General features: G+C 72.4%; 12 protein-coding genes. 8 read left to right on the top strand and 4 right to left on the bottom strand.

Annotated features, from left to right (window positions below; genetic code table 11):
- The first annotated feature begins 59 nt into the window (after window positions 1–59).
- On the top strand, window positions 60–698 hold the full coding sequence (locus tag ABGB14_RS18645; protein WP_347644938.1) for a GNAT family N-acetyltransferase: 639 nt from the start codon (window positions 60–62) through the stop codon (window positions 696–698).
- A 64-nt stretch (window positions 699–762) separates the two neighbouring features.
- Here the strand turns inward: ABGB14_RS18645 and ABGB14_RS18640 are convergent, their stop codons facing one another.
- The 3 genes from ABGB14_RS18640 to ABGB14_RS18630 form a co-directional block, all read right to left on the bottom strand.
- Window positions 763–1824 carry an NAD(P)-binding domain-containing protein gene (locus ABGB14_RS18640; RefSeq protein WP_347644937.1) on the bottom strand — a complete coding sequence of 354 codons (1062 nt, stop codon included), beginning with the start codon at window positions 1822–1824 and terminating at the stop codon, window positions 763–765.
- Between the two features lie 80 nt (window positions 1825–1904).
- The gene (locus tag ABGB14_RS18635) at window positions 1905–2924 is read right to left on the bottom strand and encodes a substrate-binding domain-containing protein (protein WP_347644936.1); all 1020 of its coding nucleotides are present in this window, start codon (window positions 2922–2924) and stop codon (window positions 1905–1907) included.
- Window positions 2908–5343: a glycoside hydrolase family 3 N-terminal domain-containing protein gene (locus tag ABGB14_RS18630; protein WP_347644935.1), complete on the bottom strand. Its 2436-nt coding sequence runs from the start codon at window positions 5341–5343 to the stop codon at window positions 2908–2910. The genes ABGB14_RS18635 and ABGB14_RS18630 overlap by 17 nt, the downstream gene beginning before the upstream one ends.
- Before the next feature lie 408 nt (window positions 5344–5751).
- Here ABGB14_RS18630 and ABGB14_RS18625 point away from each other — a divergent pair, with 408 nt between their 5' ends.
- From ABGB14_RS18625 to ABGB14_RS18615, 3 genes are all read left to right on the top strand, one after another.
- Window positions 5752–7047: an extracellular solute-binding protein gene (locus tag ABGB14_RS18625; RefSeq protein WP_347644934.1), complete on the top strand. Its 1296-nt coding sequence runs from the start codon at window positions 5752–5754 to the stop codon at window positions 7045–7047.
- 62 nt (window positions 7048–7109) lie between these two features.
- Entirely contained in the window at window positions 7110–7955 is an 846-nt protein-coding gene (locus ABGB14_RS18620) for a sugar ABC transporter permease (protein ID WP_347645172.1), read from the top strand.
- A 3-nt stretch (window positions 7956–7958) separates the two neighbouring features.
- Window positions 7959–8858: a carbohydrate ABC transporter permease gene (locus ABGB14_RS18615; RefSeq protein WP_347644933.1), complete on the top strand. Its 900-nt coding sequence runs from the start codon at window positions 7959–7961 to the stop codon at window positions 8856–8858.
- Here the strand turns inward: ABGB14_RS18615 and ABGB14_RS18610 are convergent.
- Window positions 8827–9624 carry an aminoglycoside phosphotransferase family protein gene (locus ABGB14_RS18610; RefSeq protein ID WP_347644932.1) on the bottom strand — a complete coding sequence of 266 codons (798 nt, stop codon included), beginning with the start codon at window positions 9622–9624 and terminating at the stop codon, window positions 8827–8829. The genes ABGB14_RS18615 and ABGB14_RS18610 overlap by 32 nt on opposite strands.
- A gap of 125 nt (window positions 9625–9749) precedes the next feature.
- Between ABGB14_RS18610 and ABGB14_RS18605 the strand changes: the two genes are divergently transcribed.
- The 4 genes from ABGB14_RS18605 to ABGB14_RS18590 all read left to right on the top strand — a co-directional run bounded on the left by ABGB14_RS18605 (window position 9750) and on the right by ABGB14_RS18590 (window position 13856).
- The gene (locus ABGB14_RS18605) at window positions 9750–10484 is read left to right on the top strand and encodes a response regulator transcription factor (protein ID WP_347644931.1); all 735 of its coding nucleotides are present in this window, start codon (window positions 9750–9752) and stop codon (window positions 10482–10484) included.
- Window positions 10481–12094, top strand: a complete 1614-nt coding sequence (locus ABGB14_RS18600) for a HAMP domain-containing sensor histidine kinase (RefSeq protein WP_347644930.1) — start codon at window positions 10481–10483, stop codon at window positions 12092–12094. Before ABGB14_RS18605 ends, ABGB14_RS18600 begins: the two co-directional genes overlap by 4 nt.
- Window positions 12095–12281: 187 nt before the next feature.
- Window positions 12282–13175, top strand: coding sequence for a polyphosphate polymerase domain-containing protein (locus ABGB14_RS18595; RefSeq protein WP_347644929.1), 894 nt, complete (start codon window positions 12282–12284; stop codon window positions 13173–13175).
- Window positions 13176–13178: 3 nt separating this feature from the next.
- Window positions 13179–13856, top strand: coding sequence for a DUF4956 domain-containing protein (locus tag ABGB14_RS18590; RefSeq protein WP_347644928.1), 678 nt, complete (start codon window positions 13179–13181; stop codon window positions 13854–13856).
- Window positions 13857–13858 lie beyond the last annotated feature (2 nt).

The raw sequence follows: 13858 nt of genomic DNA, 5'->3' as shown, positions 1-13858 counted from the left end.
GCCCGGGTGACCGGCCCCCTGCCGCAATCGATATCCTTCCTCCTCCCTAGAGTGGCCTCGTGGCGATCGACGATCATCTGCGCGAGTGGCTCGGCGCCTGGCCGCCCACGGAGAAACTCCAGGTCACCGGCTCCCGCCGGCGCACCCTGCCCGGCTGGGACGGCCAGATCCACCCGGCGCTCGGCGTCCGCACCCCGGACGGCGGCGTGTTGTCGGTGCCACCGGAGCACGTGACCCGCGTGGCCGCCGCTCGGACGATGGCCGAGGTGCCCAAGATCGTCGCCTACGCGGAGCGCGGCTGGTTCGAAGCCGCCTTCCGCTGGACCACCCGCCCGGCCCCGCTGCAGGACGCCGGGCGGTGGCGGCCCGCCACCGCCCCCGGCGTGCCGGCCTGGCTGCACCCCTTCGGCGGGGAGGTCCTGGTGGCCACCGACCCCGGCACGGGCGAGCACCTGGCGGGGGTGGGGATCAAACGGCACGACGCGTACGGGCACGAGCTGGCGGTGGTCACGGCCCCGGCGGCGCGCGGGCGCGGGCTGGCCAGGAGGCTGGTGGCGCAGGCCGCCCGGCGGGTGCTCGACGAAGGGGCGGTGCCGACGTACCTGCACGCCCTGGAGAACGCCGCGTCGGCGGCCGTGGCGCGGGCGGCGGGTTTCCCCGACCGGGGCTGGACCGCCTTCGGCGTCGCCGAACGGTGACCGCCCGCCTCGCACCCGGCTGCCGCACGCACCAGCGGGCCGACGGGCCGGGCGGGCACGGGTTTCAGGCGGCCGGGCGGGCGGGCGTGGCGGCGAGGTGGTCGCGGACGTTGCGGGCGGCCGTGCGGCCGGCGCGGTTGGCGCCGATCGTGCTGGCCGACGGGCCGTAGCCGACGAGCTGGAGCGCGGGCTCCTTGACCACCTGGGTCCCGTCCACCGTGATGCCGCCGCCCGGCTCCCTGAGGCGCAGGGGCGCGAGGTGGTCGAGGGCGGAGCGGAAGCCGGTGGCCCAGATGATGGTGTCGGCCTCGACGGTCAGCCCGTCGTTCCACGCGACACCGTGCTCGGTGATGCGGTCGAACATCGGCAGGCGGTCGAGCGCCCCCTTGGCGAGCGCCTCGCGCACGACCGTGGTGTAGGGCAGTCCGGTGACGCCGACGACGCTCTGCGGCGGCAGGCCGGCGCGCACGCGCTCGTCGACCATCGCCACGACCTCCCGCCTGGCCTCCTCGTCGAAGTCGTCCCTGAACAGGGGCGGGCGGCGGGTGAACCACGCCGTCGTGGCGGCGACCCCGGCCGTCTCGGACAGCACGTGCATCGCCGAGGCCCCGCCGCCCACGACGGCCACGTGGCGGCCGGCGAACTCCGCCGGCCCGCGGTAGCTCACGTAGTGGAGCGCGCGCCCGCGGAATCCGGCGGCTCCCGGATAGTACGGCCAGTGAGGTCGCGTCCATGTGCCGGTCGCGTTGACCACGGCTCTTGCCGCCCACTCCCCCGCGTCGGTCACGACCGCCAGCCGGCCGCCCGGCCCGCGCCGCACGGACTCGACCCTGACCGGCCGGAGCACCTCCAGCCCCTGCTCGCGCTCGTAGTCCGCGTAGTAGCCCGGCACCACCTCGGCGGCCGGCCGCCGGCCCGTGGTCTCCGGCGGGCGGCGCAGGCCGGGCAGGTCGAAGACACCGTGCACCTTGTCCATGGTCAGCGTGGGCGAACGGTGCCGCCACGCTCCCCCGGGCCCTTCCGCCGCGTCCAGCACGACCGGCTCGAAACCGAGCCGGCGCAGGAAGTACGTGCTGGACAGTCCCGCCTGCCCGGCGCCGATCACCACGACCTCGCTCTCCTCCACGAACAGAGGCAACCATTTCCACGCCCACGATCTTCCCGGAGCGGCGAGGACGGCGACGTCGCCGAGCCGGCGGCGGACGTTCAGGCGGGTGCGACGGGGGCCGTGGAGCCACGGACCACGAGGCCGGTGGCGAGCTCGACGTGGTGGGAGTCGATCTTCTCCCCGGCCGCCAGGCGCAGCGCGGTGCGGAGGGCCACGCCGCCCATCTCGCGCAGCGGCTGGCGGACGGTGGTCAGCGGCGGTGAGGCCATCTGGGCGATCTGGGTGTCGTCGAACCCCACGATGCTGAGGTCTTCGGGGATGCGCAGGCCGCGCGCCCGGGCGGCCTCCATGATGCCGAGCGCGGTCTCGTCGCTGGCCGCGAATATCGCCGTGGGGGCGCGCGGCAGCTCGAGCACGGCCGCGCCGCCCGTCACGCCGTCGTGGTAGCGGAAGTGCCCGGTCTGCACGTAGCCCGGCAGCACGGGCGTGCCCTCGGCCTCCATGGCGGCGCGGTAGCCGTGCAGCCGGGCCTGGTTGCAGGCCGCGGCCGCCGGGCCCCCGACGTAGGCGATGCGCCGGTGGCCGAGGGAGAGCAGGTGCTGGGTGGCGGCCAGGCCGCCGGCGAAGTTCGTCGACCCGATGCTGGTCACGCGGGTGCGCGGCAGGTTGAGCGGGTCGATGAGGACGAGCGGCACCCGGGCTCTGGCCAGCGCGGCGAGCTGCCCGGTGGTCAGCTCGCTGGTGACCGCGATCAGCGCCCGGCGGCCGGCGGCGGCCAGGCCGCGGGCCCAGGCGGCGGTGCGGTCGGCGCGCCTGATGCTGACCACGACCCCGACGCCGGCCTCCCCGGCGGCGGCCACCGCCCCCTGGATGATCTCGGTCGAGTAGGCGTTGAGGTCGGCGTCGAACTGCAGCTCGACGCTGCCCGCCCCGGCGACCTCGCCCCGGCGCGGGCTGGGGGCGACGTAGTCGTGCTGCCGCAGCAGCGCCTCCACCAGCGAGCGGGTGGCGGGCGCGACGTCGCTGCGGCCGTTGAGCACTTTCGACACGGTCGCGACCGACACGCCCGCCGAGGCGGCGACGGTCGCGAGCGTGGTCCGCCTAGGACTGGCCGGCATCTCCACCCCCTTGCCCGGCGGCGCCGTGACCGACGTCAACGGGTGTCACGAGCCGCCGGCCGGGGCCGGGACGGCGCAGCGGACCGGTCAGGCGTACGGTGCCGCGGCACGGCAGGTCGGCGGCCGAGGTGCCGACGAGCACCTCGATCTCGCCCGGCTCGACGATCCTGTGCAGGTCGCGGCCGGTGAAGGCGGTGCGGTCGGCGTGGACGTGGAAGCGCACGCCGGTGCTCTCGCCGGGCTCCAGCCGCACGCGGGCGAACCCGGCCAGCTGCCGCACCGGTCTGGTCACCTGGGCGACGACGTCGTGCAGGTAGAGCTGGACGACCTCCTCGCCCGCCCGGCCGCCGGTGTTGCGGACGTTCACCGCCACCGTGAACTCGCCGTCTGTGGGCACCTCGGCGTCGCTGATCACCAGGTCGCCGACGTCGAAGGCGGTGTAGGAGGCGCCGTATCCGAAGGGGAACAGCGGGGTCGGGTCGAGGTTGCTGATGCCCTCGCTCTTGGTGCCCAGCGGCGGCTGCAGGTAGGTGCCCGGCTGCCCGCCGTGACCGCGCGGGATCTGCACGGGCAGCCGGCCCACGGGCTGGACGCGTCCGGACAGCACGCCGGCGATCGCCGCCGCGCCCTCCTCACCGGGCATGAACGCCTGGACGAGCGCGGCGGCTCCGGCGTGCACCTCCCCCAGCGCGTACGGGCGCCCCGAGACCACGACGACGACGACGGGCGTGCCCGTGGCGGCCAGCTCGGCGAGCAGGTCGGCCTGCACGCCGGGAAGCCGCAGGTCGTCGGCGTCGCAGCCCTCGCCCGAGGTGCCCTGGCCGAACAGCCCCGCCAGGTCGCCCACGACGGCGACGCACAGGTCGGAGCCACGCGCGGCCGCCACCGCGGCGGCGAAGCCGGAGCGGTCGTCGCCGCGCACGTCGCAGCCGCGTTCGTGGCGGATCTCGGCGCCGGGCAGTTCCCCGCGCAGCGCGTCGAGCACGGTGGGCGCCTCGATGCCCAGCCCGAGGCCGGGATGGCGGGGCAGGACGTGGTTGGGGAAGGCGTAGCAGCCCATGAACGTGCGCGGGTCGTGGGCGGCGGGTCCGACCACGGCGACGCTGCGCGGGCCCTCGCGGCCCTCGCCGAGCAGCGGCAGGACGTCTCCGCCGTCCAGCAGGACGATCGAGCGCTCGGCCAGCTCCCTGGCCAGTGCGCGGTTGCCCGGCGAGTCGAGGCCGACGCCTCCGGCCGCGGCGACCGAACGCTCCGGTGTCCAGTCGTGGTCGAGCAGCCCGAGCTCGGCCTTCTGGGTGAGCAGTCGGCGGGCGGCCCGGTCGATCAGCGACTCGGGAAGGTCGCCGTTCCTGACCCGCTCGGCCAGGTGCCGGCCGAAGCCGAGCGTGTCGGGCAGCTCGACGTCGACGCCGGCGGTGAGCGCCTGCACGCCGGCCTCGTCGGTGTCGGCGGCGACCTCGTGCATGGTCGCCAGGAACGGGACCGCCCAGTAGTCGGAGACCACCGTGCCGGTGAAGCCCCACTCGTCGCGCAGCAGCTCGGTCAGCAGCCAGGGGTCGGCCCCGGCGGGGACGCCGTCGACGTCGGAGTAGGAGTTCATCACCGAGCGCGCGCCGCCGAGCGTGATGGCCGTCTCGAACGGCGGCAGGATCATGTCCATCAGCTCGCGGCGGCCCATCGGCACGGGGCCGTGGTTGCGGGCCGCCCGCGAGGCGGAGTAGCCGGCGAAGTGTTTGAGCGTGGCGATGACGCCGGTGCTCTGGAGCCCGCGGACGTAGGCGGTGCCGAGCATCGCCACGAGGTACGGGTCCTCCCCCATCGTCTCCTCGACCCGCCCCCACCGGTAGTCGCGCACGACGTCGAGCACCGGGGACAGGCCCTGGTGCACGCCCAGGGCGGCCATGTCGCGCCCGATGGCCGCGGCCATCCGCTCGACCAGGCCGGGGTCGAAGGTGGCTCCCCAGGCGATGGCCGCGGGGTAGACGGTCGCGCCGTAGCTGGTGAAGCCGGTCAGGCACTCCTCGTGGACGATCGCGGGGATGCCGAGCCGGGAGCTCCCGACCACGGCCCGCTGCAGCCGGACCACCTCGGCGGCGCCCTCGGCCGTGGTCACGGGGGCGCTGCCGTACACGCGGGTCAGGTGGCCGAGCCCGTCGCGGACGGCCTCCTCCAGCGGGACGGAGCCGGAGGCGCCGAAGACGTCCTGCATGGGCGCGACGTTCGGGGACTCGGAGCCGGGCTCCGGCTCGTCGGGCTCCGGCATGTCGTTGCCGATCCACCGGCTGCCCAGCTGGCCGATCTTCTCCTCCAGGGTCAGCTCCGCGAGGAGGGCGTCGACTCGGTCGGCGACGGGAAGCGCCGGGTCCTGCCACGGACGGAGTGCCCGGTCCGCCTCAGGTGTCCGCTCTAGAGCCGTCATCTGCTGCTCTCCTCAAGAAGTGCGTTTGTGTCGGAGACATTTCGAAATATTTCGAGGCCGGCCGACGATCTCATCGCGGATTTCCGAAGGCCAGGTGGACCAGCGATAGCCCGCGCCCCAGTACTGTACACGGGCCTTGGCCGGACCGTAATCTGTTCGCTCCGCGGCGGGTCTTGACACACCTTTGGCCGAAACCTAGATTGGCGAAACCCGCGGTCATGTCGAAAAAGTTTCGGAGAGCTGACTCAAGGAGGAGTGGACCAGTGGTGTCCCCGAGGACGCCGATCCACGACCGCCGGCCACCGCATCCGATGACCAACGAGCCGCGGCCAGACACCGCGACGTTCGAGTACGGAGATCCCCGTGGAGCCAAGGACAACGTCTCGCCGCACTTTTCTCAGCCTCTCCATGGGCCTGCCCCTGGGAGCCGCGCTTGCCGCCTGTGGCAGCTCGGGCCCGACCAGGCCCGGCACCCCTAGTGGTGGCGGCGGCAGCGGCGCTACTTACTGGTACCTGTCGACGCAGCCGCAGGAGGGCGTGCGCACCAGGACCGTCGAACGGTTCAACAAGGCCAACCCCAACGGTCAGATCGCGGGGACGACCTTCCAGAACGACGCGTTCAAGACCAAGATCAAGACAGCTATCGGCGCGGGCCAGGCGCCCACGCTCATCTGGGGCTGGGGCGGCGGCACGCTGCGCAGCTACGTCCAGGCGGGCCAGGTCGACGACCTCACCTCCTGGTTCGACCAGAACGCCACGCTGAAGGACCGGCTGTTCCCCTCCTCCTTCGGCGCCGCCACGATCGACGGCAAGATCTACGCGATGCCCTGCGAGACGATGCAGCCGATCGTCCTCTACTACGACAAGCGGGCCTTCGACAAGATCGGCGCGCAGCCGCCCCAGACGTGGGGCGACATCATGGACCTGGTGCCCAAGTTCAACGCCAAGGGCATCGCGCCGTTCGCGCTCGGCGGCCAGTCGCGCTGGACCAACATGATGTGGCTGGAGTTCCTCTTCGACCGCCTCGGCGGCCCCGAGGTGTTCCAGGCCGTGTTCGACGCGGAGAAGGACGCCTGGAACAACCCGGTCGCCATCGACGCCCTGGGCAAGATGCAGGAGCTGATCAAGGCCGACGGGTTCATCAAGGGCTTCTCCTCGATCACCGCCGACTCCAACGCCGACCAGGCGCTGCTCTACACCGGCAAGGCCGCGATGATGCTGCACGGCGGCTGGACGTACGGCAGCATGAAGACGGACGGCGGCGACTTCGTCTCCGGCGGCAACCTCGGCTACATCAACTTCCCGCCGATCGACGGCGGCAAGGGCGACCCGAGCAACACCGTCGGCAACCCCGGCCAGTACATGTCGATCTCCTCCAAGGCGACCCCCGAGCAGAAGGAGATCGCCAAGAAGTTCTTCGCCACCGAGCTGATGGGCGACCAGGCGGTCAAGGAGTGGGTCGCGACCGGCGCGGTGCCGATCGTCAAGGGCGCCGACAAGGAGTTCGCCGCCTCCGACGACGCCGAGTTCCTCAACTTCGTCTACAACATCGCCGTCAACGCCAAGACGTTCGCGCAGTCGTGGGACCAGGCGCTCAGCCCGACGGCCGCCGAGGTGCTGCTGGACAACATCGCCAAGTTGTTCCAGCTGTCGATCTCCCCGAAGGAGTTCGCCACCAACATGAACGCGGTCATCGGCAAGTGAGCGCGCTCGCGACCTCCGCCACGGCCCCCAAGCGGGAGGGCCGTGGCGGCTCGCTCGCGTGGATGTCCGTGCCCGCGCTGGTGGTCTTCACCGGGTTCGGGCTGATCCCGCTGATCGGGGTCCTCGTCCTCAGCTTCACCTCGTGGGACGGACTTGGCGACATCCACTTCGCGGGCGTCGACAGCTGGAAAACCGTGCTCGCCGACCCGGGGCTGCCGCACGCGTTGTGGGTGACGTTCCTCGTGATGGCCATGTCCTGGGCGGTGCAGACGCCGGCCAGCATCCTGCTGGGCACGTTCCTCGCCAACCACCACCGCTACCGCGCGATCCTGTCCGTGGTGTACTTCATCCCGTTGCTGCTCAGCTCCGCGGCCATCGCCATCGCCTACAAGGCGCTGCTCGACCCGAACTTCGGGCTCGGCGCCGGGCTGCAGATCCCGCTGCTCGTGCAGGACTGGCTCGGCGACCCTTACCTCGCGTTCGGCGTGGTGATCTTCGTGGTGTCCTGGCAGTTCATCCCGTTCCACTCCCTGATCTACCAGGGCGGCGTACGCCAGATCCCGCGCTCGATGTACGAGGCCGCCGAGCTCGACGGCGCCGGCCGGGTGCGCAGGTTCTTCAGCATCACCCTGCCGCAGCTGAAGTACACGATCATCACGTCCTCGACGCTCATGGTCGTCGGGTCGCTGACCTTCTTCGACCTGATCTTCGTGCTGACCGCGGGCGGGCCGGGAGACGCCACCAGGGTGCTCGCCCTGGACATGTACGTGCGCGGATGGCAGGCCAGCCAGATGGGCCTGGCCAGCGTGATCGCGGTCATCCTCGTGCTCGTGGGGCTCGTGCTGGCGCTGGTGCTGCGCCGGCTCGGCGGCCGCGACACGAGCCACAGCCAGCTCGAAGGGGCCTAGAACATGGCGTCCACGCTCACCACGAAGCCCGAGGTCATGGAGGGCGGGCCCCAGCCGCGGCACCGGCGCCGCAACCGGCCCAGGGGCCGGCCCAACTGGCTGGCGGGCCTGGGCTCCTGGATCTGGCTGGCGGTCGTGGTCGTGCCGATCTACTGGATCGTCATCACCAGCTTCAAGTCGCAGAGCAACTACTACGCCGAGAACCCGCTCGTGCCGCCCGGCGAGCCCACGCTGGCCAACTATGTGATGGTCATCGAGTCGGACTTCCCGCTGTACTTCGTCAACAGCGTCGTCGTCACGCTGGGCGCGGTCATTCCCGCGGTGCTCATCTCCTTCATGGCGTCGTACGCGATCATCCGGGCCGGCAAGCGGAGCCGGTTCCTGCGGTTGACGAACTCGCTCTTCCTCATGGGGCTGGCCATCCCGCTGCAGGCCACGATCATCCCCGTCTACTTGATCATCATCCGGCTGCACCTGTACGACTCGCTGCTGGGGATGATCCTGCCGTCGATCGCGTTCGCGATCCCCCTGTCGGTGCTGGTGTTGTCCAACTTCATCCGCGACGTGCCCAAGGAGCTGTTCGACTCGATGCGCCTCGACGGCGCGACCGAGACGGCGATGCTCTGGCGGCTGGCGTTCCCGCTGACGCGGCCGGCCGTGGTGACGGTGACGATCTACAACGCGCTGACGATCTGGAACGGCTTCCTGCTGCCGCTGGTGCTCACGCAGAGCCCCGACAAGCGCACGCTGCCGCTGGCGCTCTGGTCGTTCCAGGGCCAGTACAGCATCAACGTGCCGGCGGTGCTGGCGTCCGTGGTGCTCACCACGCTGCCCATCCTGATCCTCTACGTCGTGGGCCGCCGCCAGCTGCTCAGCGGTCTGACCGTGGGCTTCGGCAAGTGAGGTCACGCCGCAGCGCGGCCTCGTGCAGCGCGAGGTGGGCGAGGTCGCACTCGTAGTAGACGTCGTCGCCGCGGGCGACGTGGCCGGCGAACGCCTCGTCGCCCGCGGCCGCCCGCTCGTGCATGTGGCGGACCAGGTGCTCCAGGCGGGCCCGCGCGGTCGCGACGAGCGCGGCGCGGTCGTCGTCGCCGAGCTCGTACGCGCCGGCGAACAGGCGCAGCCGCCGCGCCTGCTCCTCGACCGGGCGTGCGCCGGCGTGCCGGGGGTCGCTGAGCGGCACGAACCGGTAGGCGGCGTAGGCCACGTCCCAGACGCGGGGCCCCGGGTGGGCGGTGTCGAAGTCGATGAACGCGACCGGCAGCCCTCCGCGGAACACGCAGTTGTACGTGGCGACGTCGCCGTGGCAGATCACCTCGACCGGGCTCACCGGCGGGAAATACCAGACGGCGCCGGGAGGAACGGAGAAGCCGGCGGTGGCGTCGTGGTAGCGGCGCAGCAGCCGGCCGGCCGCGACCAGGGCGTCGTCGGAGCGCACCCATGCGGGCAGCGGATAGTCGGCGGTCCGGCCCGGCACGAAGTCGAGGATCTCGCGGCCCTGGTCGTCGATGCCGTGGCTCCTTGGCGCCCCGGAGAACCCGCGGGCCGCCAGGTGGTCGAGCAGGGCGTGCACGGCCGGCGTCCACGGGCCGGCCGGCCTGCGTACGGTGGCGCCGACCCTGACCACGTGGTTGACGCCGCCTCCGGCCAGCACCTCTTCGTCGGCCATCACATCCCCCTGATCACCGCCGGTCCGGCGGCCAGTGTGGCACGCGGCGCGCGGACCGAGCACGCGAATATCCGGCCTAGGCTGCTCACACACAACTCCCAGGCAGACCGGATACAACAGCCCGCATGGACGCACCGAGCCCCCGCACCGCCGGCAACCCCGTGGTCCTGGTGGTCGACGACGAGCCCAACATCCGCGAGCTGCTCCAGGACGCCCTGGAGCTGAACGGCTTCGCCGTGCGCACGGCCGCCTCGGGCACGCAGGCGCTGGCCCGCGTCGGCGAGGAGCGTCCCGACCTGATCGTGCTGGACGTGATGCTGCCCGACCTCAACGGGTTCGCGGTGGCGCAGAGGCTGCGGCCGGACGGCGGCGGGCCGCCGGTGTTGTTCCTGACGGCGCGCGACACGGTGGCCGACCGGATCGCAGGGCTGACGGCGGGCGGCGACGACTACGTCACCAAGCCGTTCAGCCTGGAGGAGGTGGTGCTGCGCATCCGCGCCATCCTGCGCCGTACGAGTCCTCGCGAGCAGGCGCACGACGACGGGCTGCTCCGCTACGCCGACCTGGAGCTGGACGAGGAGACCCACGTCGTACGGCGGGCCGGGCGTCACGTGCACCTGTCGCCGACGGAGTTCGCCCTGTTGCGCTACCTGATGATCAACGCGGAGCGGGTCGTCAGCAAGCCGCAGATCCTCGACCGGGTGTGGGACCACGGTTTCGGCGCCGACAGCCGGATCGTGGAGTCCTACATCAGCTACCTGCGCCGCAAGATCGACGTGGCGGGCCCGCCGCTGATCCACACGTTGCGCGGCGTCGGCTACTCGCTGCGCGACCAGAGCCTCCTGGACCGCGGCCGATGAGGCCGATCGCGCGGGCCTGGCCGCTGCGCCACCGGCTGCTGGCCGCCCTGCTCGGGTTGTCGGCGGCGGCGCTGGCGGTGTTCGCGACGGCCGGGGTGATCCTGCTCGACCGCTCGCTGCTGTCCCGGGTGGACACGCAGCTCACCGCCTTCGCGGCCACGTTCGGCAAGGGACGGCCGCCGCCCCCTCTCGTGCGGCCGCCGCGCAGGGGTGAGGTGGAGCTGCCCAGCCAGTTCCGGGTGGACTTCCACCGGCCGTCGGGGGCGCCCGCCCGCGCGAGCCCCCGCCCCGCCGACGGGCCGGACGTCCCCGCGGACACCATCGCCGCCCTCCCGCCGCGCCCCTTCACCGTGGCCGGCAGGTCGGGGGACACCGACTGGCGCGCGCTCGTGGTGGCCCTTCCCGACGGCAACCGCGCGGTGGTGTCGATGTCGCTGGAGGCGGCCAGGAGCACCGTGCGGCAACTGCTCGTCATCGAGGTGGCGGCGGGCGCGCTGGTGCTGGTGCTCCTGGGCGCGGTGGCGCTGGCTGTCGTACGGCTCGGCCTGCGCCCGCTGACCCGGATGGAACGCACCGCCACCGCGATCGCCGGCGGCGAGCTCGACCGGCGGGTCTCCGACAGCGACCCGCGCACGGAGACCGGGCGGCTGGGGCACGCGCTCAACATCATGCTCGGCCGCCTCGGCGAGGCCCTGCGCCAGCGCGAGCACTCGGAGCAGCGGCTGCGCCACTTCCTCGCCGACGCCTCGCACGAGCTGCGTACGCCGCTGACGTCCATCCGGGGGTTCGCCGAGCTGTACCGGCACGGCGACCGCGAGCCGGATCCCGCCGTGGCGCGCATCCTCAGCCGCATCGAAGACGAGGCCGAGCGGATGGGCGTGCTGGTGGAGGACCTGCTTCTGCTGGCGCGGCTGGACCAGGAGCGGGCGCTCGACCTGACGGAGGTGGACCTGCACGTCGTCGCGGGCGACGTGGTGCACGGTGCGCGGGCCCGCGCACCGGGACGGCCGATCGAGCTGGTCCTGGACGAGCGGCCGGTACGGGTGACGGGCGACGAACACCGCCTGCACCAGGTGGTCGCCAACCTCGTCGGCAACGCCGTGGCCCACACCCCCGAGGGCACGGCGGTCCGGGTGACCGTCAGCGAGGCCGGCGCCGACGCACGGGCCCCGGCCCGGACGCCGGGAGAGGGCCCCGCCTCATGGGCCGGCGACGGGACGGCGAACGCGAGCACGACCGCGCGGGCCGGCAACGGGACGACGGGCGCACGGGCCGGGAACGGGACGACTGACGCGGGCGGGGTCGCGGGCGCGTGGGTGGGGGCTCGGGTGACCGGACGGGCGGCGGTCATCGAGGTGCACGACGCCGGGCCGGGCATCGCGGCGGAGCATCTGCCGCACGTCTTCGACCGCTTCTATCGGGCCGACGCCGCCCGTTCCCGCGGCAGCGGCGGCACCGGCCTGGGGCTGGCCATCGCGGCGGCGCTGGTCGAGGCGCACGGCGGCCGCATCGAGGCATGCAGCGGCGGCGGCACCACCTTCCGCGTCGTCCTGCCGGTCGAGGGACCGGTCGAGCCGCCGGTCCAGGGGCCGGTCCAGGGGCCGGTCTAGGGGCCGGTCTAGGGGCCGGTCTAGGGGCCGGTCGACGGCCCGGTCGACGGGCCGGTCGAGCCGCAGGCCCAGGGCCGGCGACGTCTGACGCGGCCGCGGCGCGCGTGTTCATCGCCCGGTGCGACAGGGTTCACACACTATTCCCAGGTTGTTGCTGTCCCCTATGGGCTGTCACGAAGGGAGAGACATGCTGCGAAGATTCCGCAGGCGCCCCGTCCCCGCACACAGGCCCGAGGTCCCGGCGGCCGGCGCCCCCGGCGAGGCGGGGCACGCGCTGCGCGCCCCCAGCCGGCTGCACGCGTTCAACAGGTACGAGATCAAGTATCTCGTCGACGCCGCCGTCGCCCGCGAGCTGCGCGACGAGATGGACACCGTGCTCGACCGCGACCGCCACAGCGGCGACGGCGGATACGGCGTCTGGAGCGTCTACTACGACACCCGCCGGCTGCGCTTCTACTGGGAGAAGATCGAGGGCCTCAGGTTCCGCAGGAAGCTGCGCATCCGCCATTACGGCGACCGCTTCGCGGTGACCGGCGAGACCCCGGTCCATGTCGAGATCAAGCAGCGGGTCAACCGGGTCACGCAGAAGCGCCGGGTACGCCTGCCGTACCGGGACGCCCTGCGCCTGTGCGACGGGCGGGAGCAGGTGGGGCACGAGCCGTCCGAGCGGGGCTTCCTGGAGGAGGTGCTCGACCTGGTCTGCCGGCTCGACCTGCGCGCCACCGCGATGACCGGCTACCAGCGGCACGCCTACGTCGGGCGGGGCGCGGACGTGGGCCTGCGGGTCACCTTCGACCAGCGCGTACGCGGCCGCGACCGGGACTTCCACCTGGGCGCGAACGCCGCGAACCGGTTCATCGTCCCGCCCGGCAAAGCGATCATGGAGGTCAAGGCGAACGAGCGCGTCCCCTACTGGCTCACCGACCTGACCGCCGAGCGGAACCTGCAGGTGGTGCGGCTCTCGAAGTACTGCCAGAGCGTGGAGGCGCACGGGCTCGCGCCACGCTCGATCTTCCACATCCCCGGCCACGACCTGGATTCCGGACTCTCGTCGGCCCTGACCGCCCCCGCGGAGGCATGACCCATGGACCTCTCCTTCCAGGACCTGTCCGGCACGTTCAGCGTGGCCGACATCGCGATCGCGATGTCGCTGTCGTTCGTGCTCAGCGCCATGATCGGCTGGGTGTACCGGGCGACGCACCGCAACGTCTCCTACAGCCAGTCCTACGTCCAGACGCTCGTCGTCCTCGGCATGCTGATCTCGCTGATCATGCTGGTCGTCGGCTCGAACATCGCCCGCGCCTTCGCCCTGGTGGGCGCCCTGTCGGTGGTACGGTTCCGCAACGCCATCAAGGAGACGAGGGACGTCGGGTTCATCTTCCTGGTGATGGGGGTCGGCATGGCCGTCGGCACCCGCTTCTACCTGCTGGCCGTGGTGGCCGCCGTGACGATCTCGCTGATCATCATGATCATGAGCAGGTTCAACTGGTTCCAGCTGAACGTGCGCCGCCAGGTCGTCAAGGTGCAGGTGCCGTCGGACGAGGACTACACCCACGCCGTCCAGGACGTCCTGGTCCGGCACACCGACGAGTTCGAGCTGGTCAGCATGGAGTCCATCAGGGCCGGCGCGCTGACCGAGCTGATGTACACCGTCCGGATCAAGAAGGGCAGCGAGCCCGCCGACCTCATCTCCGGGCTGCGGGAGCGCAACCACGGCCAGCAGGTCACGGTGCTGACCGGCTACGACCAGAGCGACCTGTAGCC

The sequence above is a fragment of the Nonomuraea sp. B10E15 genome (assembly GCF_039871615.1).
Taxonomy (GTDB): domain Bacteria; phylum Actinomycetota; class Actinomycetes; order Streptosporangiales; family Streptosporangiaceae; genus Nonomuraea.
Note: the sequence above shows the minus strand (reverse complement) of the source record. Positions and strands in the feature narration are given on the sequence as shown.